This window comes from Paraburkholderia sp. A3BS-1L, from assembly GCF_051125215.1.
GTDB lineage: Bacteria > Pseudomonadota > Gammaproteobacteria > Burkholderiales > Burkholderiaceae > Paraburkholderia.
Map to the genome: position 1 here is coordinate 2,036,813 of NZ_CP120443.1, position 25,392 is coordinate 2,062,204.

At 60.7% G+C, this 25,392-nt stretch carries 27 protein-coding genes; 1 reads left to right on the forward strand and 26 read right to left on the reverse strand.

Annotated features, from left to right (window positions below; all coding sequences use genetic code 11):
* Positions 1-23: 23 nt before the first annotated feature.
* Entirely contained in the window at positions 24-1,199 is a 1,176-nt protein-coding gene (locus tag P5W99_RS24410) for an acyltransferase family protein (RefSeq protein WP_434663433.1), read from the forward strand.
* A 42-nt stretch (positions 1,200-1,241) separates the two neighbouring features.
* Here P5W99_RS24410 and P5W99_RS24415 read toward each other — a convergent pair whose 3' ends face one another.
* The 26 genes from P5W99_RS24415 to P5W99_RS24540 all read right to left on the reverse strand — a co-directional run bounded on the left by P5W99_RS24415 (position 1,242) and on the right by P5W99_RS24540 (position 25,387).
* Positions 1,242-1,754 carry a DUF4376 domain-containing protein gene (locus tag P5W99_RS24415; RefSeq protein ID WP_434663435.1) on the reverse strand — a complete coding sequence of 171 codons (513 nt, stop codon included), beginning with the start codon at positions 1,752-1,754 and terminating at the stop codon, positions 1,242-1,244.
* Between the two features lie 8 nt (positions 1,755-1,762).
* Entirely contained in the window at positions 1,763-2,728 is a 966-nt protein-coding gene (locus tag P5W99_RS24420) for a hypothetical protein (protein WP_434663437.1), read from the reverse strand.
* Positions 2,729-2,736: 8 nt separating this feature from the next.
* On the reverse strand, positions 2,737-3,333 hold the full coding sequence (locus P5W99_RS24425) for a YmfQ family protein (protein ID WP_434663440.1): 597 nt from the start codon (positions 3,331-3,333) through the stop codon (positions 2,737-2,739).
* Positions 3,334-3,339: 6 nt separating this feature from the next.
* Entirely contained in the window at positions 3,340-4,461 is a 1,122-nt protein-coding gene (locus P5W99_RS24430; RefSeq protein WP_434663443.1) for a baseplate J/gp47 family protein, read from the reverse strand.
* 43 nt (positions 4,462-4,504) lie between these two features.
* Positions 4,505-5,737: a phage GP46 family protein gene (locus P5W99_RS24435; RefSeq protein ID WP_434663446.1), complete on the reverse strand. Its 1,233-nt coding sequence runs from the start codon at positions 5,735-5,737 to the stop codon at positions 4,505-4,507.
* Between the two features lie 3 nt (positions 5,738-5,740).
* Positions 5,741-6,304: a phage baseplate assembly protein V gene (locus tag P5W99_RS24440; protein ID WP_434663448.1), complete on the reverse strand. Its 564-nt coding sequence runs from the start codon at positions 6,302-6,304 to the stop codon at positions 5,741-5,743.
* Positions 6,304-7,455, reverse strand: coding sequence for a phage baseplate assembly protein (locus P5W99_RS24445; protein WP_434663450.1), 1,152 nt, complete (start codon positions 7,453-7,455; stop codon positions 6,304-6,306). The genes P5W99_RS24440 and P5W99_RS24445 overlap by 1 nt, the downstream gene beginning before the upstream one ends.
* Positions 7,455-9,152: a phage tail tip lysozyme gene (locus P5W99_RS24450; protein ID WP_434663453.1), complete on the reverse strand. Its 1,698-nt coding sequence runs from the start codon at positions 9,150-9,152 to the stop codon at positions 7,455-7,457. The genes P5W99_RS24445 and P5W99_RS24450 overlap by 1 nt, the downstream gene beginning before the upstream one ends.
* Before the next feature lie 15 nt (positions 9,153-9,167).
* The gene (locus P5W99_RS24455; protein WP_434663455.1) at positions 9,168-10,592 is read right to left on the reverse strand and encodes a DNA circularization protein; all 1,425 of its coding nucleotides are present in this window, start codon (positions 10,590-10,592) and stop codon (positions 9,168-9,170) included.
* Between the two features lie 163 nt (positions 10,593-10,755).
* On the reverse strand, positions 10,756-11,316 hold the full coding sequence (locus P5W99_RS24460; RefSeq protein WP_434663457.1) for a phage tail assembly protein: 561 nt from the start codon (positions 11,314-11,316) through the stop codon (positions 10,756-10,758).
* 3 nt (positions 11,317-11,319) lie between these two features.
* Positions 11,320-11,694, reverse strand: coding sequence for a phage tail tube protein (locus P5W99_RS24465; RefSeq protein WP_434663458.1), 375 nt, complete (start codon positions 11,692-11,694; stop codon positions 11,320-11,322).
* 67 nt (positions 11,695-11,761) lie between these two features.
* A complete protein-coding gene (locus P5W99_RS24470) occupies positions 11,762-13,252 on the reverse strand; it encodes a phage tail sheath subtilisin-like domain-containing protein (RefSeq protein ID WP_434663461.1) in 1,491 nt (496 codons plus the stop codon).
* On the reverse strand, positions 13,249-13,437 hold the full coding sequence (locus tag P5W99_RS24475; RefSeq protein ID WP_434663464.1) for a DUF2635 domain-containing protein: 189 nt from the start codon (positions 13,435-13,437) through the stop codon (positions 13,249-13,251). Before P5W99_RS24475 ends, P5W99_RS24470 begins: the two co-directional genes overlap by 4 nt.
* Before the next feature lie 11 nt (positions 13,438-13,448).
* Positions 13,449-14,048 carry a hypothetical protein gene (locus P5W99_RS24480; protein ID WP_434663466.1) on the reverse strand — a complete coding sequence of 200 codons (600 nt, stop codon included), beginning with the start codon at positions 14,046-14,048 and terminating at the stop codon, positions 13,449-13,451.
* The gene (locus P5W99_RS24485) at positions 14,041-14,379 is read right to left on the reverse strand and encodes a head-tail joining protein (RefSeq protein ID WP_434663469.1); all 339 of its coding nucleotides are present in this window, start codon (positions 14,377-14,379) and stop codon (positions 14,041-14,043) included. Before P5W99_RS24485 ends, P5W99_RS24480 begins: the two co-directional genes overlap by 8 nt.
* Positions 14,379-15,443 (reverse strand): major capsid protein, encoded by a 1,065-nt coding sequence (locus tag P5W99_RS24490; protein ID WP_434663471.1) that lies wholly within the window; start codon positions 15,441-15,443, stop codon positions 14,379-14,381. The genes P5W99_RS24485 and P5W99_RS24490 overlap by 1 nt, the downstream gene beginning before the upstream one ends.
* Before the next feature lie 92 nt (positions 15,444-15,535).
* Complete coding sequence (locus tag P5W99_RS24495; protein WP_434663474.1) at positions 15,536-16,465, reverse strand: head decoration protein; 930 nt, start codon at positions 16,463-16,465, stop codon at positions 15,536-15,538.
* 29 nt (positions 16,466-16,494) lie between these two features.
* Positions 16,495-17,166, reverse strand: coding sequence for a hypothetical protein (locus tag P5W99_RS24500; protein WP_434663477.1), 672 nt, complete (start codon positions 17,164-17,166; stop codon positions 16,495-16,497).
* Positions 17,167-17,194: 28 nt separating this feature from the next.
* Positions 17,195-17,983, reverse strand: a complete 789-nt coding sequence (locus tag P5W99_RS24505) for a S49 family peptidase (protein WP_434663479.1) — start codon at positions 17,981-17,983, stop codon at positions 17,195-17,197.
* 74 nt (positions 17,984-18,057) lie between these two features.
* The gene (locus P5W99_RS24510) at positions 18,058-19,746 is read right to left on the reverse strand and encodes a phage portal protein (protein WP_434663482.1); all 1,689 of its coding nucleotides are present in this window, start codon (positions 19,744-19,746) and stop codon (positions 18,058-18,060) included.
* Positions 19,746-19,991 carry a gpW family head-tail joining protein gene (gpW, locus tag P5W99_RS24515; protein WP_434663484.1) on the reverse strand — a complete coding sequence of 82 codons (246 nt, stop codon included), beginning with the start codon at positions 19,989-19,991 and terminating at the stop codon, positions 19,746-19,748. Before gpW ends, P5W99_RS24510 begins: the two co-directional genes overlap by 1 nt.
* Positions 19,992-19,998: 7 nt before the next feature.
* Positions 19,999-22,158, reverse strand: a complete 2,160-nt coding sequence (locus tag P5W99_RS24520; RefSeq protein WP_434663485.1) for a phage terminase large subunit family protein — start codon at positions 22,156-22,158, stop codon at positions 19,999-20,001.
* The gene (locus P5W99_RS24525; protein ID WP_434663487.1) at positions 22,094-22,687 is read right to left on the reverse strand and encodes a hypothetical protein; all 594 of its coding nucleotides are present in this window, start codon (positions 22,685-22,687) and stop codon (positions 22,094-22,096) included. Before P5W99_RS24525 ends, P5W99_RS24520 begins: the two co-directional genes overlap by 65 nt.
* A 176-nt stretch (positions 22,688-22,863) precedes the next feature.
* Positions 22,864-23,541: a hypothetical protein gene (locus P5W99_RS24530; RefSeq protein WP_434663488.1), complete on the reverse strand. Its 678-nt coding sequence runs from the start codon at positions 23,539-23,541 to the stop codon at positions 22,864-22,866.
* 7 nt (positions 23,542-23,548) lie between these two features.
* Entirely contained in the window at positions 23,549-23,935 is a 387-nt protein-coding gene (locus P5W99_RS24535) for a hypothetical protein (protein ID WP_434663491.1), read from the reverse strand.
* A gap of 351 nt (positions 23,936-24,286) precedes the next feature.
* Entirely contained in the window at positions 24,287-25,387 is a 1,101-nt protein-coding gene (locus P5W99_RS24540; protein ID WP_434663493.1) for a tyrosine-type recombinase/integrase, read from the reverse strand.
* Positions 25,388-25,392 lie beyond the last annotated feature (5 nt).

Genomic DNA, 25,392 nt, shown 5'->3' on the forward strand with positions numbered 1-25,392 from the left:
TGACACGAAGGCGCATCAAGGACATGACAAGTTCAAATGAAAAAAACGTGATGACTAGGCTTCCGGAGCTGGATGCCTTGCGCGGGCTTGCCGCGATGAGTGTTGTCATATTTCATTCTAAAAATAATTTATACCCAAATGCATCTTGGTGGAGTTGGGGGTATCTATGTGTTGACTTGTTTTTCATTATTAGCGGGGTGGTGCTGACAATTACCTATGAAAACAGGATTTTGACGCGAGAGACGGGATTTGCCAGGTTTCTCCGGGCTCGTTTTGCCAGAATGGCTCCAATGCATTGGGCTGTTCTTCTAGCCACAGCCGGGTGTTACTTCTACATCCTGGACTTCAGTGTCCATGCGCGTGCCATTTTCCCGTGGGATGCAACACTTTACGGCTTTGTGCTTAGCGCTTTATTCCTGCAGGGTGTCGGACTAATACAGCACCACACATGGAATGCTATCGCCTGGTCAATATCGGCTGAAATGATCGTCAACGTACTTTGGTTCTCTCTGCTGCGTAGCGGGAAATCTTCGACGCGAGTCATCGCGGGAATTGTCGCGGTGTCTACGGTCGTATTATTTGAAGGCTGGGGGAAAAGCCACGAATATAGGATTGATACGTATTACGATGTTATCTATAGCTTCCTGAGTACAGGAATACTTAGATGCATTATTGGATTTTGTATTGGAATTCTCATCGCGCGCCACCTCATAAATGGATCAAAGATTCGCGACCTAGGCTTGCTGGTGGCGAACATATTGAGTGTTTCCGTGATTGGAGCGATGACAGTGTTGATTTGTTACCATGACGATCCGGCTTTCTCGGCTATAGACTACGTTGCTATCATATTTATCCTGCCATCGCTTGTGATTTCCTGCCTAGCGAGAAGGTCGCTCATCCACAGAATTCTTCAATTGAGGGTATTGATGTGGCTTGGAACGCGATCGTATTCTCTGTATATATTGCATGGGCTCGTAATATTAATGACTCCATTCGTCTTGTACTGGTTTGGAATAACAAGAATTTCCTCTCCATGGCTCGGAGTTATCGATATTGGTGCCGCCCTAGTTTTGTCTGAAATCACCTACCGGACAATCGAGATGCCATTCCGGTCTCTATTTCGCGGCGACCTCGGGAAAAGATCCTGGATGCATTCTTCCCAAGGGTCACAAAAAAATCATGAAACCGCTCGATTGTAGTTGTCGTTCGTGCCTTATGAGTAGGCAACCGCAGCCCAACTATTAAGGCCAATCGATAGTCTGCACGGCGGCGACAGTCGCCGCAGCGTTTACCTTGCCCCTCAACGTCTGCAGTTGTTGAAATGCCGCCGCGCCTTGGGTGCCGAGCGCATTGGCCAACGCCTGCATATCGGCATACGAGAAAGGCACCTGCGTGTTATCCAGACTGACCCAGTAAAACCCAACAGGAACCGTCTGGCTTGATTGGAATGCAAGCAGCATCTGGGTCAAGTTCGCGATGCTCCCAGCGTCAGCCTGGTACGTCTTAGTCGCGCCACCCTTGCTCGTATAGCTGACAGGTTGCTGAATGGCTGCTTGATAGGCGGCCGTCAGCGCGGCAATCTTGGCGGATTGCGCGCCGGCCAAAGTTGATGCTGGATTGATGAATGCCTGATACCGCGCATCGCTCGAATCAATCGTTGCCTGATTCGGGAAGGCGGCCGAGCTTTGCGGGCAACCGAAAGATGCAATGATGGTCGTTTCGGTTGCGTCGCTAAATTGTACGTAGACGTTCATTTAGTGTCCTAGATCGTGTAGCCAGTGACGAAGATGTTGAACGTTACTGCGCCACCGCCTGAAGTCGTGCTGTAGCCAATATTCTGAGAAGTAACGACGCCATTCTCGAATGGCGTGATAGTCGCGACGTTCGCCAGAACGTAAGCGTCAAACGGATGAGTGATGAAACCCCCACTGCTAGCCGACCAGAGATTGATCGACATGCCCACCGTTGAGGTCGACAATAGACCTGTATATCCAGAGAAGTATTTGGCGTTTAACGGTACGGCGGACGCAATCGATAGAGCCGTCTGGCTTTGCGCCGTGGTGGTATTCAGTACCTGGACGGAACTCTGCAGGAACTTTCGGTCACGCTGCACACCCGGGACGAACTGCCCACTCCCATTCGTCGGCCAAACACTCACCAGCGCACTAGCCGTGTAGCCGCTAGGCATGTTCGCGCCACCGTAGATGTTCGATGCCAGGCTCGATGTCGCATTCGTCGCCAGCAGCGCACTCGCCCCCGTCGTCGGGTTATAGATCGCATACAGCGCGACATAGCCAGATACCGGAGCCGCCCCCGTGTCCATCCCGCCCGCCCCAGTCGTTGCGAGATTGATGGTCTTGTTGAAGCTGGACAGCATGTACTTCTGGCCGCCAAGCGCCGCACCGATAACAATTTCATCTGCCGTGAGCGTAGCGGACGCAGATGCGGCCGAAACACTCATCGCGATGTTGCGCCCGCTTCCGATGACAGGGGAATACAGCTTTTGGAGGGCCAGATTCACCTGGTTGTAAGTCGTCTTCGAGCGCGCAATGCCAGCTGCCGCAAGGATCGCGCACAGCTCTTCCTGGATCATGTTCAGCCACGAGCCGCGTACCTTCGTCGCCGGCGTACCGGTGGCCGGATTTCCTTCCGTGAAATACCCTTCGGTCCCGGCAGTTTCCGGAGCCGGCAGCGAAGTTGCTGCGGTTGCATCATCAATGCGATACATGTGGCCTCTTATGAGTAAGAGAAGATTGGAATCGTGTGCGCAGGCATCACTGCCTTCATCTCGCACTCAAGAACTGCATTGCCCCACGATGCGAGCGGATCACCGGCCGCCATCGCTCCAGCCGTAGCAATCGTGACTGTGTTAAGCGGGGCATTTACCTGCCACGCGTATGACCAAGCCGTCCCGTTGCAAGCATCACCTGCTCGCATCTGACCCGCCCTGGCCTCCACGAACTGTGTGATCGTGACCGTGTAGCCGAGGTTTGCCGCGAACGCCGTCAGGCTCTGAATCGTCGGGCCGCCCACCCCAACGAATCGCGCCAGCACTTGCGCCTGACGCTGCGCAATTGTCGGCGCAACGCCAGCACATGGATCCGGAAGGCCGAGCGTTGATTCCCATTCGGGAAGCAACTCATATGTCGTCGCCGGGAACGCGTCGACGAGCAGGTAATTCGCGCGCGCCGTCGAGCGCTCGTAACTCGGCGCCAAACCGGATAGAACATGCGTTTGCACCGCGTCGGGATCGCGCGGCCAGACTCGACCGCGCGGCATCAGCCCCTGCAGCGCCTTGAGGAAGTCGGCTGCCTTGTAATTCGGTGCGAGCATGGAGCCTCAGACGTAAAGCACGCTCGCGAGCACAGGAAGCTGCCCGAAGCCACTGGTGATGTTGCCGGTGTAAGTCGTGGTCGTGACGCCGACGACGCCTTGAATAAGCGTGATCAGGAAGCCGCTCGTACCAGACACAGAACGGATCGCCGCCGAGATGTCATCTCGATTGATGGTTCCCGCGCGAGGATCACCGTTGCGGAACAGCACATCGGCAATGGCTGCGGAGATCGCATTGCGTGTCGCTGTCGTCGCTGACGTCAGACCTGAAAGCGTGATCGTCAGGTTGTTGGCGATTGGAGCGCACGAATAAACGAGCGCCGTTACCGGCTGCTTCGTTACGATCGAATCCGCGACGACAAGCTGGTCGCCCGTCGCGACGGTTCCCCGCGGCAAGCCGCCCGGCCCTTTATCGTTTTGCGAGACGCCATCGGTGCCCTGCGGAAACCCGCCATGCGCCGCTTCCGCGTTGTCCCACATCGTGTAGACAACGACGGTTCCGGCGCCGAAGCCATTCGGCGCACACCACGCGCGCGTGACGCCCGCGACCGCCAGCGCCCACTCAACATAGTCCTCGACGTCGCCGCCCTGAGGAGTGCTCTGGTACGCGTCAAGCATTCGACTGCGCAAGTCGTCGTTGCTCTCAATGTCTGCGCCTGCCGCAACGGTTCCCGTGATCGTCCCGCCCTGCTGGATTCCGTCGACAGCGATGCTCAGTGATACGACCGTACCAGCATCCGCATTGCCCGCGGAGCCCGCCACATCGGCGACGATGGTCACCGACACATTGCCAGTCCCGTCCACCGTCCCCGTCGTCGACGTCGTGTACGTCACCCCGTCACCGCGTGCGACCGCTGTGCCCGCGCTGAGCACTTTCCCCGTCGTTCCCGGGAATTGCGCGGTCAACTGAGACTGCGTCGCCGCCTTCCGATAGACGTCTTTCAGCGCAGCCCAGCCTTCAAGATATTCATCCTCGGCGGTGAATGGCACGGCCATCCGCGCAATCCAATCGAGATAGGCAAACTGAAGATTGCACAAGCCCGCCTGGATCTTGCCGATGATCTTGAGAACGGCAAACCGCAACAGCGCATCGGCACCCTGCAGCGCCGACGAAATGTCTGCTGCCACCTCAGAGATCAAGGTGGTGAGCGTCTTTCTTTGGAATGGCATGTCAGGAGAGCTGTTGCCAGGCCCACGCGTACGTCATGTTGATCTGCGTGCCTGTCGGTTGATAGAGCGTGATTTGCGCGCCGAGGAACGTATCGCGCACCCACTGCGTCTGCACATCGATACTCGCGACAACGCCATCATCAATAAGCCACTGGAGGGCCTCGTTGATGTAGTCACGAGCATTGTTCAGCACTTCCTGCGTCTGCTTTGAGCGATCGAGCAGCCATAGCCGCGAGCCAATCGGTTTCTCTTCGCCGATGTCGCCCCACCAGCCGCGCGGGTCGCCAGTCCCATCGGGAATCACATCATCTGGATTTGCAGCGCGATCAGTAAATAGACTGAGCAGAACAGCAGTCTCAAGATCGTTTCCGCGCGCGAGATCCCCGCCGCTCACCGTGCTCGAGATGTAAGCGCCAGTCCATGTCAGCGCCGCGCCAACTGCCGGCGTAGCGGCAAGCGCCACGAGTCCAACAGACGTCAGTGTGTAATCCGTCACCGTCACCGCAGCGGTGGTGGTGGGGATGTAAGCACCTGTGGTTGTACCCTGAACGTGCATTGCGCCGAACATGAGAATATCGGCTGATTGCGAAGTACCAGAAGCGCCCCGCAGGTTAAAGCGGAAATTGCGGGATGTATCTTGAGCGCTTGGGTCAAGATTAGAGAATAGCGTCCATGTTGGCCCGACTGTTATGACAAGCGGACTTTGGCCATTAAAACTCATCTCCAACTGATAGCTCGACACGCCATCAGTTGATCGTGCCCATACGCCCTGCGCGTATGGCAATCCGGCGACAGTGGTACGGTTCTGCGTTAGCCGGCTGTAATCGCTCGTCGTATTGCCGCCATTGAGCGAGAACTGGACGCGCGAGGCGAGTGATACCCCGTCCGGCCCGGTGGCGTAGTTGCCCGTAACCACCGGAATCGTGCCGACCCCGCCAGACTGCTTGGCCCAGACCGATTGCGTGAAGTCCTGCGACCACAGCAGTCCATTCGTCCGCGCCGTCACATACAGCAGCTGGTTGCCTTGCCAGTCGTTTCGGTAGATCTGCGCGGAGATAATTCCGCTAATCGCTCCTCTGATGGCCGACAACTGAAATTGCGCGGTCACTCCATCGCCACTACCGAACGGCAATGGGTTTGAGACCGTGATCTGTTGACCTGCAACGGTTAGTGGCTCAAACGACCAGTCGCCGCGGCTGTTGTCGACGTCCCAGACGACAGAGATGTCGGACATGCGTTACTCCGGTTGTGTAGGCGGCTGCGTGTTGATGGTGCTGCCGCCCGTCTGAACGTTGTTAATCGGGTGCGTATGCAGGTTCGCTACCTGGCGCATCCCCGCAACCGTTCGTGTGTTCGTCTCGTAGTTGTCCAGGATGTCGCCCTTGCATTTCAGCAGCGGCGTGTCTGCGATCACTTCCGGCGCGTTCGTGAACGTGATTGGATTGCCACCGCCATTCACGACGATGCCGGATGCCGTCAGATAGACCGACTGCCCGCGGCTGTCGTGGATCGCAACCTCTCCGGATGCGAGCCCGGTCATGCGGTACTTTGCGTTGGATGTCGCAATCACGAACCCATCATTGCGATCGCCGTTCTTGAAGGCGATGAGCGCCTGCGTTCCCGTCGGTGGATTCGATGTGAAGCCGTATTCGGCATAGCGCGGCACATCGGGAATCAACTCGAGCGCGTTCAGCCGTACCTGCAACGTCTGCACGCTCTTCGTGTCGTCGACGAGCGCGATCGCGCCGCGCGCCATCAACAGCAGGATCCGACGCGCCAGCCTGTTCAAATCGCTCAGCACTATTGCTCCGCAGGTGTTTGCGTTGATTCGTCCATCGGAAGGACATCAAGCGCGATTGGCTCCGGCAGGAACCCTTGACGCGGCCCGAAGACCAGCTCCGCGTGCGTGCCCCCCTCATTGAGGATGAACGTCACCTCGGCGAGTAGCAGGATCGTGTTCGCTGGGATGCCCGCAGCGTTTGCCGACACCGGATAGTTGACGTTCACAAGCCACGGAGATCCGCTCGCGTCGCGCCAGTTATCCACCAGCGCGCGAACGCGCCGAGAGCGACCGTACGCGCGAGATGCCATCCAGTTCACACGCTTCGTGACGAAATCGCGGTCCGTCGCGCTCTGTTCAGACACGAAATACGTCGGTCTGAATCGCAGCGCATTCGCCGTTGTCGCGTTGTTAACGACGGTCACGACCGGCAGATTCGGAATGCTTTCGTCATCCGCGCCAGCGCTGTACGCGCTGAGCACTGCGTTATATGTGCTGTACGTGCCAAGCGTGCTCTTCGTACAGACCAGCGCCTCGACGTTGCTGCCGAGCGCAACACCCGACGCGCCGAGCTCCGTTCCGGCCTGAGAGATCGTCAGCTCACCCTCTTCACTCTCGAAGACTAGCAGCCCGCAATAGCGCGCATAGCGCTCGATGACTTCCCACGCCGTTTCCGTGATGCTGATGATCTGGCGAGGCAGCGGAGCCAGGGCGTCGAGCGCAGCCTGCGTGCCGTTCGGCGGAATGAACACATCGATCGAATACTGACTCGCAATGCTCTTGCACAAGTCGAGCAGGCCGACGTTCGCATTCACGCGATCGATACGGCATGAGCAGTCGACCAGATCGGCCACCTTCCCCCGCCCGGAGATCGTGATGTCATGCGAGCGCGGCGTCAGAATCGTCTCGATGGTCTCGACATAGCCCGACAGCACGACCGAGTCGCCGATCGAGATCTGGACCGGCGCACCCTCCTTCGAAACCAGCTTCAGCGTGTTCGCATCAGCCGAGCACGTCAGGATGAACGAAGACGTCGCCACCTCAATCGATCGCGTGATGCGCACCTCCTTCCAACCGGTAAGCACGAGGCCGTCCTGCGTCATCAGCACACGCACTTCATCGGCGCCGGGCTTAGCACCTACGGCGTCGACAATGCGATCTGCATTCGGCATCAGAAGTTACCAGGTGAAAAGGCGTATTGATCGCCCAGCGAGGCCCGTTGGCGATCGGTTTTCAGTTGCGTGTCCACGTTCGGCGACGACGTCACGTTCGTGCTCGTACCCGGTGGCGCATTCTTGTGGACAATCTCGACCCGGACTTTCCCTGCCTCAGCGGTCTCCTGTCCGGGCTGCTCATCAAGACGCTGAGCGGCTCTGGCGCGCTGGCTCGTCTCGCGGGGCTCCATCGGCCGCTCGTACAGTGATGGGACCCGCGCCGCAGAATCATCGGCACCCTGCCCGAGACGCTTATCGAGATCGCGCGCGATGCCTGCGCGCAAAGCCGCCTCGCCGGGATCCTTTGGCCGCTCATAAAACGATGAGACTCTCGCTGCAGAATCATCGGCGCGCGACGAAGAAAGCAGCGCCTTCCCGGCCACCGATTCATTGTTCTGGAGTTCCCAGAGCGAGAATCCCATCTGCTCTTCACGCGTCGCCAATGACAGAGGCCGACCGAATGTGCGTTCGTACAATGCCTGTCTATCCGGATGCCATTGATACAGACCGACGGCCTTTCCGTTGTCGCCTACCGCGCGGTCGTCCAGCCCGCTCTCGCGACTGGCGTTCGCCACCATGCCGATCGACTGCGCGCGCGAGAGGCCATGATTCATGTACCACTCGACCATCGAACGCGCTTTGTCAAGCGGTCCCGGAGACGAAAAATTCTGCGAATCCGGCTGACCGTCAGCACCTTTACCTGCGTCACGATCCACGTTCGTAATTGCACCGTTGCCGCGCAGAAAGTTACCGGCTCGTTCGAACCCGCTCCAAATCCGCTGCTCGCTGCTGTCCGAGCCGTTCGGTTGCGCCTTTGGCCTGCCGCGCCCGCTCGCCGCATCGAAAAAGAACTGAATTCCGTTGAGCAGAGAATTCAATGCAGGCTCGACGCCGCTGAGAACCGTCATCTTGAGTCGGTCATACGTGATGCCGAGCTTTGCTGACGCGTCCGCATATTCCTTGGCACGCTGAACATCCTGCTCGTCCGGGATATACGCCTTCGCGGTCGCAAGATCAGCGGCCACTTGCGCAGGCCCGCGATTCAGAAAATCGATGAGCGAGCCCGCACCGGCCGCATTCAGGAAGTTCTGCGCGCCGCCATACTTGCCGCCCTGCCGCAGCGCATCCGCGTACGCTGCAAGCTTCGTCAGTACCGACTCAATCGATTCCAGCCGGTTCGGATCGGTCGAGATGCCCGCAGCCTGAAAGCGCTTGAGCGCCTCCGGATTGCGGTTGTTGATGGCGTCGCTGTACGTCTGACGCACTTGTTCAATGCCCGCATTCGCCTGCTCGGGCGACAGTCCCGCGAGACGCCCAGCGTACTGCACGCCGAACGCGCTTGTCGTCGACAAACCGCTCCGCACTGCGAGATTGCTCATCGAGCGCACCGATGATGCCCACTGCGATTCCATCTGCGCAATCTTCACCGTCAGCGCAGTGATGCCGCCGACGATCCCCGCTTTGCCGACGAAGCTCGCGATCTCGGAGATCGCGCCGCTGTTGGAATTGAAGCCAGCAGCAATCGAACTGCCGAGGCTACTCAACTTGCCCTTATTCGCCTGCGCCTGCAGCTTCGACAGGCTATTCGTCACCTTCCCAATCGGGCCGGATGCCTGATTCTTCGCGGTGATCGCAATGGAAATTTTGCTGGCCATGAAACCGCTCGAAGATCAGTTCGCCAATGCCTTGAAGGTCGTGGGCATGAAGGCTGGGTGCGCAGGATTCGCCTGCGCAACGAGTTCGTCAGCACGCGTCGGATCGCGGTATAGCCGCGTCGCGATGGCGAGAGACGGCATCGGCGCCGGCAGCTCGAACACCTTGATCGACGACAGTCCCGCGCCGCGCTTGTTCAGGTCCGCAACAACCGCCGCGCGCAGTGTCGATAGCGCCTCATACGTCTCGTCTTCGCCTTGATCACCAGCAACCGACATCTCTGCGTCGATCAGATCGGTCACGAGATCGCGCACGCGTGCCGCGTCGTCGCTGGACGTCGGCTGATATGTCGATGAGGCCTGCGCGACCGCGCCGATCGAGGTGCGCCGAAACAGATCGCCGCACGCTGACTGCATGTCGCCCATCGCCGTGCCGATCACCGAGCTGGTCGTGCCTGCATCCGGGGCGAACGTCGCGAGCGACGACAGCAGGCGAATCGAGTCGTTCGGATCGTTCGTCGCCGCCAAAACTGCGGACGTCACGCCTTGCACTGACGCGGTGAACGTGTCGACCGTCGTTGCATCGAACCCCGCCGCAGCGGCCGCCATCGTGTCGGCCGCCTTGCTGACAGCCGCACGCGCCGTCGTCGCGGCCTCTATCATTGACTGCGTCGTCTGGTTCGACTGCACTGACGAACTCGGGTACTTGCTGAACGTCGGCACCGTCGCGCTGCCCGCGAAGCGACCGAAGTCACCCGGCAGGTTGAACAGCAGCTGAAACAGGTTTCGCGCGTCGCCGACGATGTTCGTTGCGAATGTGTACCAGCCGAGCGCGGTATTCACGACCGTGCCGAGCACGGCTGCACCATACGCGATCGCATTCAGTGCGGTCTTTGCGAAATTCAGCGCGGCTGAGGCGTTCAAACCGGCCACCGCATTAAGCACCGACTGCAGCGTCGCCGTTTCGGCCGTCGGATACGTGCGCTGTCCAGCCTCGATGAATTCAAACTGGAATTCGAAATACCGGCCGCGTTCCCAGTGCTCGATGCTGCGGAAGCCGTCCAGGTTTACGTTGAGCCGCCCGAGCGTCGGATGGATCAGTTCGCCGTCCCCAGCAGTCTCGACGGCGGCGATCATGATGTCGCGCTGCATGATGACGTCGTCGCCAATGACGAAGCCATACATACGGATGCGCCGAGCGCCGCGGCCGAGATCCTCAATCCACGGCGTGTCACGCTGCGGATACTGGTGGACCTGATTGCGCCGCCCGAACGCCGATTCGCTGCCGAGAGAAACGAACGGCACGCCGCGATACGATGCCGGCCGCAGCTGATCGAAATACGAGGCAGCCGACCCGCCGAGCCGCGCAGCGAGCGAACTCGCCAGATTGCCAATCCCCTTGGCGGTGCTGAGCACGGCGCCTGCGCCGCCACCGATGTTCATGCGACCACTCCAATGCGTTTGCCCAGGCGACGCGCTCTTTCGAGCCAGTGCAGGGTCTCGGTTTCTGTCATCTGCTCGACCCGGTCAGGATCGAAACGCATCATGTGCGTCAGCTCGGTGAGACGGTCATCCCACCATTCCGGGATCGAGATCTGCGCGGCGATCAGTCGTCCGAGTCCGTTGATCGCCGAACCTGAAAACCGTTGAAATACGCTACGGCTTCGAGGAAATCGCGAGCGCACAGCGCGCGCACGGAGCTTTTCGGCACCTTGCCGATCAGGCTGATCAGCGCGACCATTCGCGCGAACGGACCGCCCGCCGCTTCGGCTTTGCGCTTCTGCGCATTCGTCGGCTCGCAAAGCGACAGCGACGCGAGATTGAGCGCGCTGTCGTCTTTCGTGAGTTGGACGGGCTTCGTCAACTGGATGATGATCTCGTCCGGGCTGCGGTCCGGATTCCGCGCGGCGTCGTGACCAAACGATGCAATGAAGTCCTCGGCCTCGTCGATCTGGCTGCCGTACATCTGGTCGATCACGTCGACGGGCACGCCGCTTAGGAGCGCGATCAGCGCGATGGACGTCCCATAGACGCCCGCCGACTGCTCGGCCTTCTCGTAGTCGCCCGCAAGCGGCTCGCGCAGCGTGATCTCCGAGACCGTCGTTTCAGCGTCGGCCTTGCCATGCTTCAACGGCTTGCGCAGGACGATCATTTTCGTATCGCTCATCGCTTACTGCTCCGTGATCGCGTTCTGCAACCCTTCCCATCGGCACGTGAACTTCGCTTCGACCGTGTCGACTTCCTGCGCTTCCACCGTCCACATGTTGCGGCCGATGACCGTCTTGCCGTTCGCGAGCTCGAGCACGAGCGTCACGTTGCGCATCGCGTTGAACGCCGCGAGGCTGAGACCGCCAGAATCGCGGATCGACGCACTGATGTACGGCGCTTTCGGCATTTCGCTGAAGCCGTGCACGGTGTCCTGGCCAGACTTCGACTCGCGCGTCACGCTGCCGACGTCGTACTTCAGCTCACCTTCGAGCTGGTAATTCACCCCGTCTGCCGTCAGATACGCGGTGCCGGCAATGAGGCCTGTGTTGTTCGCCATCTAAGGCTCCCAGAAATGACAACGCCGCCCGAATCAGCGGGCGGCGCTATGCGTTGTGACGGACAGATCAGGACTGCGTGGTCGACAGGCGGAACTGCGCCAGCAGCGCGAAGATGCGCAGCTGATTAATGAGAGTGCCCGGCCACAGAACATCCACCCGGTTAGGATTGGAGGCGTTCTGTTCCACGATGATCGACTGCGCGAAGATGTCGCTTCCCTGCACATAGCCTTCGTACTCCATCGCGCGGTATTCCGCGATCTGGTCGGCCTTGATGATCTTCGGCGTCACGATGCCGGAACCCGGCGCGAAGCGGGTGCCGTCTGCCGCGAGCTTCACGCGCGCGTACTTCGTCGTGACCATCGTGCGCAGGCGACGCAGCACGTAGGTCAGCAGGAACATCGTCTCGATTTCGAGATAACTGTTGTCCGGCTGGCCCGATGCGTTCGTCTGGTACGTCGTGATCAGATTCTCGATCGCTACCGTGCCGTCGTCGGCGACGGTGAACGTCGAGATGCCGTCATAGAGCAGCGTGTTGCGCTGGCTCAGGTTGAAGCGTGATTGCAGCGGCGGCGCCAGCACGCCCGTCAGTGCGACCGTCTGCATCGGAATGCCGGGGTCAGCACGGACGCTCACGGCGGTAACCGCCGCGATCGCCGAGGCCCACTGCCATGCAGGCGTCGGCGAATCATTGAAGCCCATCACCGTCTCATGCTGGTTGTTCCGAGCCGTGCCGAACGTCGTCTGGTTCGCCCAGGTCGCACGGTACGCATAGAACGCATGCCCGAACACCTGCTGCTGCCAGCTCCAGCGCCCCGTCGAGTCGTCCAGGAACGCCTTGATCGCATCCATCGACGTCGTGTCCGTGAACGCGCACGCGATGAAGTCGAACGGCATGTCGAGCAAATTGCCGAGTGCCGTCGTCAACGTCGGGTTTGTCGCGCCACCTGTCATCGCCGTGATCGTTGCGGCAAAGCCAACAGGAAAGACCTCGCCATTCGCCGCGCCTTGATAGTTGAAGCGAATATCGATGTCGTTGCCGACGAGGCCCTTGTTGTCAGCCGTCAGGTTGACCGTGCTGGTCGACGCAACAGCGGTGGCAGGCATGCCCGGAATCGCGTTGATCGCCGAAGCGAGCGCCGTCGCGACTTGCGCTGTCGTCTGACCCGACGTAACCGCAACCGATACCAGCTGACCGGCGATGTACAGCGCGAGCGTGCCGTTCGCCGTCGGAGCGCCAGTGATCAAGATCGAACCGGTTGCCGCAGTCGAGCCGGCCGCGTCAGCGAGCGGCAGACACCAGAGTTCGCCGAACTGGTCGTTCTGGCGATATGCGGCCGTCATCAGCGCGAGCACGGAGTTCGCGCCGAACTGCGTGTTCGCGTCGCCCGTGCCTGCCGATAGCAGCGGCACGTTCGCGGCGGCCGAGCCCGTCGTCATCGGGCCGATGAGCAGAGCGCGCTGATTGGCGACTGCCGTGTTCGCATGCGAATTGTCGATTTCCGCGAAGAACAGCGGCGTGCGCAGGTTCTGCGGAATCTGTTTGAACGGGACGGTCATTGCGCGTCACCCCCAGCCTTCTTCAATGCGGTTGCGGGCGCCGGCGCTTCGATGACGACATCACCGTCGTTCGCCACGCGCGTCCAGAAAATATCGCCATCCGGCACTTCGATGCCTTCGGGCGGCAGAAACTGCTTCGTGACCGGATGCCGCACTTTGAGGCCCGGTGCAGGTTTGACGATCATTCGTCACTCCTTTAAGTGAATGTGGCCTTGACGAAGCCTTCAGCCCGGCCATCGGGCCCCTGCGTTCGCGGTGCCGGCGTTACTGCGTCAGGGAAAGGCGGATTCGGATACGTGCCCGTCGGGTCATAGACGTTCACCAGGTCGGCAGTCAAATCGATCTCGGCGAGTTGCGCCGTGACATCCGGATAGAACGTCTCGTACATCTGCACGCCGAGCGAAATAAGCATCCCGCCGATGTGCGTCTCACCGTCAGCGCTCACATCCGTCTGCGTGCGGATGAACGGGAAGTCCTGCGCGAGGTTGCGTAGCGTCACGCTCTTGAAGATCGCCGCCTCGATGTCGGCCTGGAGCCCTTCGAGCGCGAGAAGCGCTGCCGGACCCGAGATAGCCGATACCTCGACGCGGACCTCGAAGACGCTCGTCGTATTGAATGCCGTCTGGCCAGCATTGCCGAGCGACTTCTTCTCTTCGCCGCCATACCGGACCTTGATTGCCGGCAGCTTCGACGCCGTCACGTTCCAGTCACCGGGCGAATACAGATGTGCGCTCACCATGCCAAGCACGGACAGCAGCGCCGCGCGAAATTGAGCGCGCGCAGTCTGATCAGACATCGGTTTGCCCCAGTATGTTGAGCATCAGGCGGGCGCCGCCCTTGCCGTCCGAATGCACCTCGCGCACTTCCCACTGCTCACCCGTTCCGATGATCAGAGCCTGATCGCCTTGCTGGGGTAGATAGTTAGACGGGAATTGCGAAAGCTGCACGCCGAGCGTCGGCTGAGATGTCGAGACCAGCGATCCGGTCTCGACGTTGACGGCAAAGAAAGCCTTGTCGTAGACGCCTGTGATCTGGAATGACGCGCCGAGGATCGACGTGTATGACACCGGCTCGCCGAAGACGCCCTGCAGCGGGCCGATGACCGCAGCATTCCAGTCGATGGGCATTACGCCTCCGAGCGGCCGCCGACGAGGACTTCCGGACGCGTGCACATGTACAGCGGGTATGCGTACGCTTCCATCTTCCACCACATGCGGCGATCGCGGTCGGGGATCGGCAGCACATAGACGGGCGCCCCCGGCTGATTGACGAACTCAGCCGATTCGCCCGGCGCCATGACTTCCTGGAAGATGCCAGGGGCATCCGTCGGGAAGAACTTGACCTTATCGTCCGGAATCTTGACGGTCGTGTTGTCATCCGAGCCGCGGTAGTTCACCCACGTGATCCCGGCGAACTCGAAGAAGTTGAAGGCGTCGCCGAACGCGTCGTTTCGGATGTCCACAGCACCTTCCCAGTTCAGGAACGTGCGGATCACGTCCGGGTGGTTCCCGAACTGGTCGTAGAACTCGTCGCCGCAGAGCGCCATGATCTTCGTCTTGTTCGTGAACGCACCCTGTGCCTTGCGCGCCATGTACCGCTTGATACCGTTGATGATCGGGCGAAGGGTGTTCGCGGCTGCGGCTGGCAGATTGAAGCCGACTTCCGTTGCCTGCGTGATCTGGAACTCGTCGAACCAGTTGTAGAGGACACTGCCGTCCTTCGGATCGAGAACCATGCCCTGAACGGCGGCCAGACGCAGATACTCCTTCGTGTATTCGACGCTCGCCAGCAGACCGGTTGGGCCCGCGAGGCGACGCGCGACTTCGCGCTCGAGCTGCATCGGCACGGTCACGATCTGACCCGTCGGCCCTTCTGGAAACTCACGGATGTTCTGGATTTCGTGCGTGAAGATCGTGTCGTCGTGCATCAGACGCGGAACGTCGAAGTAGCGCATCTTGCGCTTTTCGGTCGTGCGTTGCGTGCCTTCCGTGCCACGCTCACTGAAGCCGATCAGCTTCAGCGTACCCGTGCGCTCTTCGACCGACACAGCCGTCGTGCGAATCGGATTCGGATCGAAAATGTTCAGTTGACCCAGCGCGCTCGGCTGGTAGGGGTTGCGTTGCACACCCTGCGTGAGGGTCAGCGCGCTGAATGCGTCGCCGTTAAAAATGTCGATAATTTCGCCAGCCATGGCTTATTCCTTAGAAAAGAAAAGCCGCCTTGGTGGCGGCCTCAATGCATTCACGAAAAGTCGCCCGAAGTCGGCGTCCGGTCAGGTATCTATCAACGCGGGATTATCGTCAGCGCCTTCAGCTGTGCGAGCGCGGCGGTGATTGCGGCGGCGCTCATGCCCGTCGGCCACACCAGTTCCGAAGCATTGACTTCTGCGAGGCGCACCACCACCGCGCACGGCTTGTCCGCGCTCGTGACGTCCTTCGTCGCGAACAGGATGCCGCTCGGCACCTGCGAGCCGTCGACGTTGGCAGGATCGAACGGCTTGTATTTGCTCGAACCAGCCGCGACCGTGATCGTGAAGCTGTCGCCAGGCACGAAGGCGGTGCCACCGGCGGTGATCGTGAACGAGAGACCACCTGCCTTGAAGGCAACGCCCGTCGTCCCGTGACCGACTTCGGCGCCCGTCGGATCGGACACGACGAAGTGCGTTGCATCGTCGAATTCGACCGAGTAGACGCCGGCCTTCGCCGCGTAGCCCTGGACACTCAGCGAGCCGATAGTGCCGTTGCCGGTATTCGTGCCGGCCGCCGATGCGATCGTCGGATTGCCAGGCGTCGCGGTGGTCGTGAGCGTGAACGAGTCGCCTGCCGCGAACGGCGTGCCGCCGGCCGTGATCGTGAATCCGATCCCGAGACCACTGAATGCGCTGCCGACGGCGCCTGTAGCCGTCTGACCATCCGGTGCAGTGACTGCGAAGGCCGAAGAGCTCGTGAGCGCCACGTTGTACGTGCCGATCATCGTCGCGGGCGCAGCCTGCGGCGTGATTGCGCCGAACGTGCCATTGCCGGCGTTCGTGCCGAGCGCTGCGGCAACCGCGGTCAGTGCCGACAGAACAGTGCCAAGCACCGTGCCAGCCAAGACCTTGACGCCGCCGGTCAGCGTGCCTTGTTCCATCGATTGGTGGCCGTTCGCCCACGAGACGAGAAAGCCACCGTTGTGCCAGTTTTCCTGAAACGGCGCGTAAGTCGGGTTACCCATGGTTCAGTTCCTTTGGGGCAGATGGTTGATTAACGGCGGGACGGGTTTGCAGCCTTGAGGTTCTCGTCCCAGCGTGCCGCCAAAGCCTGCTGACGAGACGGCTTGGTGCCGCCATCGGCGCCAAGGTTCGGGTTCCGCGCTGCGCGGTTCGAATGGGCCGCCGACGCCGGAGCGGGCGTGCCCTCCAGCGTGGCAATCGCTTCGTCGCGCGTCATGCGGGTCTTGAACGCGAGGTTCGCAGCGAGTACCGGGTTGCGGGCGGCAGCCTTCGAACCCATGATCGCGGCGCAACGCGCTTGCTCGCGACGACGCGCGCGAGCTGCAGCGCTCTTGCCTCGCATCTCACCTTCGTCGTCTTCTGCATCGGGATCGCTGTCGTCGTCTTCTTCAGCGTCCGGATCCTTGTCGTCGTCTTCGGCGCGCTGACTCTTCTTGCCTTTGCCCGAGTCTTTTTCGACTTCGCCGTCTTTATCGTCCTCGGCATCGGGTTTGCCGTCATCGCGCTCTTCGGCGCGCCGACCTTTCTTTCCCTTCGAATCTCCGCTGTCGCGGTCGTCGCGGTCCTGCTCGTCCATCTCGTCATCTTCCGCGCGCTCATTGTCGTCGCGACGATCGTCGTCTTCGGCTCGCGCGCTGCGGGATGTGATGCCGGCGAGATGGGCGAACGAAAGCCCGCGCGCCGCGAGGGTGCGAATGCTCATGTGAAAAACCTCTTGGGGTTGGGGAATGTCAGCCCAGCTCGGCGAGCAGGGAGCGAAATGCTTCGTCGGGCGCCATGACAGCGTCGGCAAAGCCTATCTCGACGCCATCGGCACCAAGAAAGGTAGTCGCCTGCGTGCCACGCACAGTGGCAACAGGCAGTTTTCGATTGCGCGCAACCGTCTTCACGAAGAGCTCGCCCATCGCATTGACGTCTGCCTGATAGCGCGATAGCGCTTCGTCGGAGAGCGGATTGAACTCGTTGCCGTCGGCCTTACGCGCACCATAGTGAATTATCGTGACTGCGATGCCTTCCTTGGCCAGAGCCTTGGAGAAATCGACGTGAGCACAGATAACCCCGACCGATCCTGTTCCGCCCGTGCGCGGCACCGTGATCTTGTCGGCCGCGCTCGCGATCGCGTATGCAGCCGAGTAGGCGCTCTCCGAGAGCACCGCCCAGATCGGCTTCTTGCCGCGCGCACTGTAGATCGCATCGACCATGTCAAAGCATCCCGCGACCTCACCGCCTCCGCTGTCGATGTCGAGCATGACTGCGCGCACGGCCGGATCCTCGAGCGCCATGCTGAGATTCGCGCGAATCCCGTCGTAGCCCGTCATCCCGCACGTCGGTCGCATATACCCCGACTTCTGAACCAGCGTGCCGTAGATCGGGATGATCGCAACACCATGCACGACGTCGTAATAGCGATAGTCGGGCTCGTCATCACCTTCATCGAGGCCGAACTCGCTGATTGCCAGCGTCTGCCCGTTTGCACGGAAAAGTTTCGTGATGCCGAACCGGTCGGCGAGCGCCGCCATCACAATTTCGGCCTTCGCGGGCGTGATGGCGAGCGGCGTATTGAATAGCCGCTGCGCGAGAAAAGGCAAATTGTTCATTGGGGTTGGGGTTCCTCTTCCGGCGTAGCCGCCTCAGTCGCACTCTCCACGCCCGACCAGCTGGGCGGCTTCATGCCGAGCCGTTCGAACGCCTTAAGTTCGATTGCCCGCTGAGCCAGAACTTCTTCCCAATCAAGGCCTTGCTCCGCGCACTCCCGCTTTAGCGTCGACAGACCGGCATCCATGCCGAGCACCGCGCCCTGCTTTTCCTTCACAGGATCGACCCATCCGCGCGCGACGCCGAGCCAGTCACAACGCGAATACGCAGTGGCGGCTTCGATAAAGTCAGGCGCGCCCGTCGGCAATACATCGTCGAGATCGCCGCGCTCCATCGCTTCCTGCAGCCAGGTCGCGAATAGCGGCGTCGCTACACCGACCTTGAATTCAGCATTGCGCCGGCTGAGCGTCTTCCAGCTTTCGAGCAGCGCAGCGCGCGCGCTCGAATAGTTGGTCTTGCTCCAGTCCTGGGTGATCTGTTCAGCAGATACGCCGAGCGCCGCCGCGATCGAGCGGAGCATCTCGTGCGCAAACTCACCGAAGCCACTGTGCGGATGAGCCGCGGCAACCTGCTTGATTTCTTCGCCGGGCGCCAGCGTCGGAACGCGAACACCATTGAGCATTGCGGGCCGCTCTTTCGCCCAGTCAGCGCGCAGCTCCTGGTAGTAGCCCATCTCCTGTTCGCCGCCGTCAGAATCCATCGCGGCTTCGATCATCGCGGGATCATACGGGCTCGTGACGTACGTGCCGAAAATCGTCGCGACTGTCGCTGCCTGCAGTTCGACGCCGTAATACCGTGCAAGCATCTTCGCGTGCGCGAGCACGGGCGTGAACACGCCGATGCCGCGGTTCTGGCCCGCTCGATCGCGCTCGAAGTCGTGGATTACTCGACGCCAACCGTCCTCATCCTCGCGCTCGACGCGCTCCCATACCATCGACTCGGGCGCGTTATAGGTATCGTTCTGATGCGCCTTGCGGATGTGGTATGCGAGCGGCACCCCGTCGTCATCGATCTCGACGCCGCCTCGCAGATATTTCGTATCGACCATCTGATACGGATTCGACAGACGGTCGGGGTCGACAACCAGGAACGACGTTGCGTACTGAGCACCACCCCTTCCAATGCGCTCCGGCTTCCAGTAGGAAACGAGAAGCGCCTCGCCGTCCACCAGCTTGTGACGCAACGCGAGCCGCAGTTGCTGCGAAACGGTAAGTTGCCTCGATACGTCGTTGTAGCGCCCTAGGTCTTCAGAATACAGGCGCCACAAAGCTTCGACAGCCTGACGAAAATCATCAGCCCAACTCGCGTCGAAACCCCTCGCGAATCGGCGCAGCACACGCCAGTCCGGGCTTGCCGACAAGCGCAGGTGTGCGCCGACGGTGTTGTCCAGAATCCGCGTGACGCCGCCGCTCGACCAACCATCATTCCGCGCAAGATCGCGCGAACGAGCGACCATGCGGTCGCGCCAATAATTGATTTCCGAGTCCGGCGAGCGGATCCACGGATACCAATTGCCCATCTCCGGCGTATCAACACGCGACGCCTCATAGGGGAAAGCGCTCCCATATGGTTGCGTCACGCTGCCTGGAATGGTCAGCGGAGTGCCCGATCCAGAATCCGCGCGCGCACGTCCGCCGGCTGGCATGTCCGCAAACGGCTTGCCAGTCGAATCGACGATGAGTGACATCAGAAATAAATCCTGCGAGCGCGTGGATAATGGCAAATGATCCCGAGAGCCTTTTGAAGCATCAGGATGCTGCGTTGAATCTGTGCAATGTCGCTCTGCTGATACGTGACCGACTTCGTGCCGTCGCCCTGGTTATAGGTGGCCGTCACGATCTTCGCGCCCGACGACAGGTCGAAATAGGCCGCCTGCAAAGCGGTCAACCTCGCCTGCATGTCCGCAGTGCTCATTCCGTCCGTGATAGCCATTTCGTTCCTAAGCGAGTCGCCCTGTCAGTTTCTTTCGGGCTGGTTTAGCGCCAACCGGTTCCGGTATCGGCAAAGGCTGAGCCACTGGCTGCGCCGCGGGTTGCGGCACCCATCCCTGCTGCGCCGCGTCATAGTCGAGCGGTTGCGCAACGAGATCCGCGCGCCGGTTTAGCTTCAGGCCCAGATGCGTCAAACCGCAAAGCGCCGCGTACGCGTACACGCGGCAGTCGAGCGCTTCGTTCGCGCGCCCCGCCGGCAATTCCCAGACTCGATACTTCTGGCCACCAGATACCTTTACGACGGAACGCTCCGATGTGAGCTGCTCGAAATAGCCAATATCGCGATCGCTCGGGAAGTGCATGAAGCCCGCACCAGGCTCTTCGACGTGCAGCCGGTTCCGGATGGTGTCCTTCGCCGCGTTGACGCCGATGATCACCGGCCGGAAAGACGCTTTCGTCTTTCGCGTCGGCCTCTTCACAGGCCAGATCGGATTGCGCTTACCGCTGACCGCCGACTCACCCTTGATAGCCCAGACCTTTCGGCCGAGACGCGCCTTCGAAAAGTCGTAGACCTTCTGCGTGTGGTGGCCGCCGGAGTCGATACACACTGCCATCGCTTCGAACGGTCGGCCGTCCGCGCGATGCCAGATTCGATTCAGCAGCGCATCGAGTCGATCCCAAGGATCGGGCGTTTCCATGTCGCCCTCGATCACCTCATAGGCAATCGACCAGCTTTCTTCGTTGCGCCCCCAACCCACGACTTCGACTTCGAAGCGATAGTCCTGCGTGTCGACGCCGATCGTGATCACCGCGACGCCGTCAGGCACTTCTGCAGCCCAGCGCTCACCACGCGCGACGAGCGCGTCCAGCTTCAACACCTTTCCGGAATTCGGCCGATACGGCATTCCGGCCTGCGTGTTCCACCAGGTCTGTTTCTTCTCTTCGTCGTCGTGCGCCTTCAGCCACTTCGCTGCAATGTCTGAAGGCCTGTCCTTCTGCCACGGGCTATAGAGCTTGCTCGCCTGGAATCCAGCGTGCTCGTTGTCGACCTTCCATTCGCCGCATTCAGGGCACTTGGCGCGATACACCGCGTGGCGGTCACTTTCCCACCAGTCCCACACCTCGGCGATTGCGGCGTCGGTCATCGCCTCGCGCGAGTCTTCTGGGCCGCGCCACGCGCGCTCATAGGCATCGAGCGGAATGTGCCGCGATCCGCAGCACTCGAAAGGCCTCGTCTGATGCCATCGCGCTGTCTGCAGCGCTCGCAGCCGATCACCTTCTGACCAGATCTCGCCGCACGATTCACACGCGATCCGCGCCGTCTTCGGGAAATGCTCGACGACGTTGCCGCTTTCGTCGCGACGCTTGTCCCAGTCGACGTGCTTGAAGAAGTCAGGGAACATGCGATGCCCGCAATGCGGGCATGCGATCGACGCGCGGCGTTGATCCGATTCCTTATAGCTTGCCTCGATCCGGCTCTCATCCTCGACCGTCGGCGAGCACGCGCGGATCGACAGCCAGTTGACGCCGAACGTTGCCGTCCGCTCTTCAGCCAGCGCGATCGGCTCGCCCTCGCGCGTCACCGGATACTTGTCCACCTCATCCGCGAGGATGACGCGCACCGGGCGACGAGCAAGATTGTCAGGGCTACCGGCGCCCGCGAGCGCGAGAAAGCCGCCGGGAAACGCCTTGAACAGCAGCGTCTCATCGGCATTGCGTGTCTTGCTCGTGCCCACCAGTTCACGCAGCGCGGGCGTCACGCGGATCAGCGGGCTGATACGTTCCTTGCTGAACTGCTCGGCAGCGTCCTCTTTCGGCTGAAGCAGCAGAATCGGGCACGGATCGAGGTGCGCGAAGTACCCAAAGACGTTTTCGAGCAACGCAGTCTTCAGCAGTTGCGTGCTCACCATCGTGGTAATGATGTGCACACCGGGCTCTGTCACTGCGAGCATCGGCCCGCGCGCGACTTCGACCGTCGATGTTTCCCAGTTGCCGGAGGTGCTCCCGGCCTCCTTCGCCAGCTTGCGGAACTCGTCGGCCCATGCCGGCACGCTTATCCGCGGCGGGGGCGTCCACGCGCGCCGAACAGACGCACGGAGCCTGTCAGCCTTCTCTTTCGGAAAAGTTGGCTTCGGGTTCGCCGAGCTGGGCGATTTGCTTGTGGACATGCGCGGTTAGAGCCTCGACAACTCGGTCGGCCTCGACGCCTAGATCGGCCGCCAAGATCGGTCCAACTCTGGTCGGCCAGTTAAGCCACGCATCGCGCTGCGCCCGGAACTCCTCGAAGAGGATTGCTGTTGCGGTGTCCAGCTCGACGAGCGACCCGGACTTGCGTTCGTACTCGAGCTGAGCCATCAGTCCGAGATAGTTCTCTTTGAAGCAGCGAGCCTCGTCGAAATCCATCAATTCGACATTGCCGGAAAGGATCTGCTTAGCCACGTCGCCGGCGCTTTCACCAGCTTCGAGCGTTACCCCTTTCGCTGCCTGGGTAACAGGCTGCCGCTTGTTACCTTTTGGCGTTTTCGCTGCTGGCCCGGTAACAGCGGGCACGCCGTCGCGGCGATAGCGCTTCAGCAATTTGTTCGAAGCCTCGACGTCGACCTCATCGCCCGCAAACACAAGCCAGCCGCGCTCCTTCCACTTCGTGACCGTCTTTCGACTGACGCCATGGAGTGCTGCGAACTCGCTCTGATTCATCGTGCGATCTGTTACCTGTTACCCAATTTTGAAAGTTCAGCGCTGGTCGAAAAACGCGGTGCGCAGTGCCCGCGCATCCGGAAGGGCGCCGGAAGGACCCGTCGGGCCCCTCTCCAGCCCCTTCTCGTTGCTTTTTCGCAACATTTGTATCATTTCGTTGCCAATTCACAACGTCATCAGAGTTTCGCGGTTGCGATCGCCTCTCGCATCGCCGTTTCGAACTCACGCTCGAACGTTGCATCTACAACCTCGAAAGCGCGCTCACCGAATTCCATGTGTTGCCGCACCGGACGGGCATCGCCGAACCGGACGAGGAGTTTGAGATGCCCTCGCGGACTGCCTTGCACGACCGAGCCACGCTTGCCTCGCACCTTCGTCACGCGAGCGGATGGAGGGCGACGCCAAACGCCGCCGATCGTCTCGCCGGACGATGTCTTAACGTTGCCGATGAAGATGTCTGGTCGGGCCTGCAGCCGTTTGAGTGCAGTCTTGCTGAAGTTTCCATACTGGTTGAGCAGCGTCTTGTCTTTCGGGTTGAGCCAAGTCCGACCCGATCCGAGCAGCTTGTGATTGCCACCGAACTCAAACGGCTCGAGGTAAGCCGCGGCGATGTCCTTGATGAACACGCGCGCTTCTAGGTCGCTCTTGCGGGCGCCCTTCACAGCAACCGAATTGACGGTGAATGGCGTTGGCCGGTCGAACACTTCCGGCATCACCTCTTTCTCAGCTGCCTGCGCATTCTTCGCAACGGCAGTCAGCGCCTTCGCTGTAGCGAATGGCAGTTGCTGCTTCTCCAGATCAATTAACGACTTCCTCAATTTCTTGATGTCATCGGCGACGCTGATCTGGAACACTCGAACCTCAACCTTTGAGCCATGCGGCCGGAAGCGTCGCGCCATCCTGCGGACCGCTATACAACGGCACATCGAGCATCAAGCGCGAAGGCGCGCCGGCAGGAAAAGCAGTCAGCGAGACTAGCGCGATCGCCTTGTCGGGCAATAGCGCTGCATCGTTCGTCGCTTCCGTGACGATGGCTGCGACGACAGCGCGGCCGTTCTGCCAGATCGCCGCGCGCACAAGCGCGGTTTCACCGATGAGCGCCGCCGCGTCGATCTTCTTTGTCGGTCGAGCCATTCGTGCACCGGAATAAAAAAGCCCGCTGGAGAAACGGGCTAACTCGCGATTTTCAATCGCAAGGAGGAGACAACGTAACGGCGACGTGCCGATGGTTAAAGCTTCATCATCCAAAGCGCCCAATCGTCGAGCCAGCGCGACCAAAGCCACGCGGCGCGGGCGCAATCATTCAGATACCGGCCAGCCAGACAGTTTAGGTTCATGGAGCGCATCCCGTTTTCAATGCCCGATGCTTGCGCGCTGAGCGAAGCGGCCAACCCGTTCGCCGCGTGGGCGCGCTTGGCCAGTCTCACCGGCAGTCTGCCGCTTCGCTCAGGACGCAGAAATGCAAAAAGCCCGCGGTCTCTCGACTCGCGGGCTTCGTTTGGACGCACTGATCCGGGGAGAATCTTCCGTCAAAAAAAGCGGGGTTGCAAGAACTATTTGAACGCGCCCGCGCGCGAGGGCCGCTCACGATGAGCCTTTTTAATCCTGCACGTCATATTCCACGCGGGTTTCGGGCGCGTCGTTCGCCCCTTTTTCGCCCAAAGCTTCGGGTTTTTCAGTTGCCATCAGGCCTGCATTCTGCGCGATTCGATGCTGCGCACGAGCGACGAGATCCATGTTCGTTTCGAGATAAGCCATCGTCGTGTTGATGCTCTTATGACGCAGGGCCTGCTTGACCATATGGATCGGCGCGCCCTCCTCGGCCAGCAGCGTGGCAAACGTGCCCCGTAGTCGATGGGCGGTGACATGCCCTATGCCACATGCGGAGTTGGCAGCCAGCATCGCCCTGCGCGTGAATCCCGAATGGCATGCCGCGCCATCCTGTCGGTGGACAATCAGGCCAGACGGCTTGCGCAGTGGCGCGAGATAGTCACATAGCCACGCCGGCAACGGGATCGCATCAGCCTCACGCCCCTTGGTGATGCCAGGTGTGTATGTGCGGCGCTCCCAGTCCACCCATCCCCATTGGGCAGTGATCGTCTCGACTTCACGAAGGCCGATGCCAATCATCAGGCGCACCGCGATGGCGACAGGGCCTCGCGCTCCGTCGAGCTCGTCGATAGCTGCGAGCCACTTGGTCAGCAACGGCACGGGCAGCATCGGGCGCGGGCGCTTCTGGACCTTGAGCAGTTTCACCGACCATGGCAGCGCGGGAATCATCTTGCGACGGATCGCCCACCGGCACAGCAGCTTGAGCACGTTGAGCCACTGATTCGCGCTGGCCGGCGCATGCGCCTTCAGATATTCGAGACGCGCTTCCTCGACCAGCTCGGTGGTCAGATCGCAGATCTCGACGTCGGCCAACTCAAAGAGGTGCAGACGCCCGAATGTCTCGACGACCTTCGCGTGCGAAACGCTGACCGTCGGCGTGTGCACATCGAGCCATTGGACGACGAGTTCGCGGAGAGTGGGAGTTGGCTCGTCACCCCGAGCCCAAAGCTTCGCGCGGTTGTATGCCTTTCCCGCGACCGCATCAGCCTTGTGTTTGACGGTTTCCCGGGTGCTTCGCTGCACCCGGGCGCCATTGATCCGGAATCGGTAATGCCAGACCTTTCCGACCTTAAAAAGTTGATAGCTCAAACTCG

Coding starts and splice junctions, on each gene's coding strand:
- P5W99_RS24445 (WP_434663450.1), bottom strand. CDS start 7,455: ATGCCGAATGCAGATCGCATTGTCGACGCCGTAGGTGCTAAGCCCGGC.
- P5W99_RS24425 (WP_434663440.1), bottom strand. CDS start 3,333: ATGCTCGCACCGAATTACAAGGCAGCCGACTTCCTCAAGGCGCTGCAG.
- P5W99_RS24465 (WP_434663458.1), bottom strand. CDS start 11,694: ATGGCGAACAACACAGGCCTCATTGCCGGCACCGCGTATCTGACGGCA.
- P5W99_RS24485 (WP_434663469.1), bottom strand. CDS start 14,379: ATGCCCATCGACTGGAATGCTGCGGTCATCGGCCCGCTGCAGGGCGTC.
- P5W99_RS24495 (WP_434663474.1), bottom strand. CDS start 16,465: ATGGGTAACCCGACTTACGCGCCGTTTCAGGAAAACTGGCACAACGGT.
- P5W99_RS24480 (WP_434663466.1), bottom strand. CDS start 14,048: ATGTCTGATCAGACTGCGCGCGCTCAATTTCGCGCGGCGCTGCTGTCC.
- P5W99_RS24520 (WP_434663485.1), bottom strand. CDS start 22,158: ATGTCCACAAGCAAATCGCCCAGCTCGGCGAACCCGAAGCCAACTTTT.
- P5W99_RS24415 (WP_434663435.1), bottom strand. CDS start 1,754: ATGAACGTCTACGTACAATTTAGCGACGCAACCGAAACGACCATCATT.
- P5W99_RS24525 (WP_434663487.1), bottom strand. CDS start 22,687: ATGAATCAGAGCGAGTTCGCAGCACTCCATGGCGTCAGTCGAAAGACG.
- P5W99_RS24490 (WP_434663471.1), bottom strand. CDS start 15,443: ATGGCTGGCGAAATTATCGACATTTTTAACGGCGACGCATTCAGCGCG.
- P5W99_RS24410 (WP_434663433.1), top strand. CDS start 24: ATGACAAGTTCAAATGAAAAAAACGTGATGACTAGGCTTCCGGAGCTG.
- P5W99_RS24500 (WP_434663477.1), bottom strand. CDS start 17,166: ATGAGCATTCGCACCCTCGCGGCGCGCGGGCTTTCGTTCGCCCATCTC.
- P5W99_RS24475 (WP_434663464.1), bottom strand. CDS start 13,437: ATGATCGTCAAACCTGCACCGGGCCTCAAAGTGCGGCATCCGGTCACG.
- P5W99_RS24505 (WP_434663479.1), bottom strand. CDS start 17,983: ATGGCGGCGCTCGCCGACCGGTTCGGCATCACGAAACTTTTCCGTGCA.
- P5W99_RS24510 (WP_434663482.1), bottom strand. CDS start 19,746: ATGTCACTCATCGTCGATTCGACTGGCAAGCCGTTTGCGGACATGCCA.
- P5W99_RS24460 (WP_434663457.1), bottom strand. CDS start 11,316: ATGAGCGATACGAAAATGATCGTCCTGCGCAAGCCGTTGAAGCATGGC.
- P5W99_RS24470 (WP_434663461.1), bottom strand. CDS start 13,252: ATGACCGTCCCGTTCAAACAGATTCCGCAGAACCTGCGCACGCCGCTG.
- P5W99_RS24435 (WP_434663446.1), bottom strand. CDS start 5,737: ATGTCCGACATCTCTGTCGTCTGGGACGTCGACAACAGCCGCGGCGAC.
- P5W99_RS24420 (WP_434663437.1), bottom strand. CDS start 2,728: ATGTATCGCATTGATGATGCAACCGCAGCAACTTCGCTGCCGGCTCCG.
- P5W99_RS24450 (WP_434663453.1), bottom strand. CDS start 9,152: ATGGCCAGCAAAATTTCCATTGCGATCACCGCGAAGAATCAGGCATCC.
- gpW (WP_434663484.1), bottom strand. CDS start 19,991: ATGGCTATCACGGACGGAATGAGCACTGCGGACATGCAGGCGAGGTTG.
- P5W99_RS24455 (WP_434663455.1), bottom strand. CDS start 10,592: ATGAACATCGGTGGCGGCGCAGGCGCCGTGCTCAGCACCGCCAAGGGG.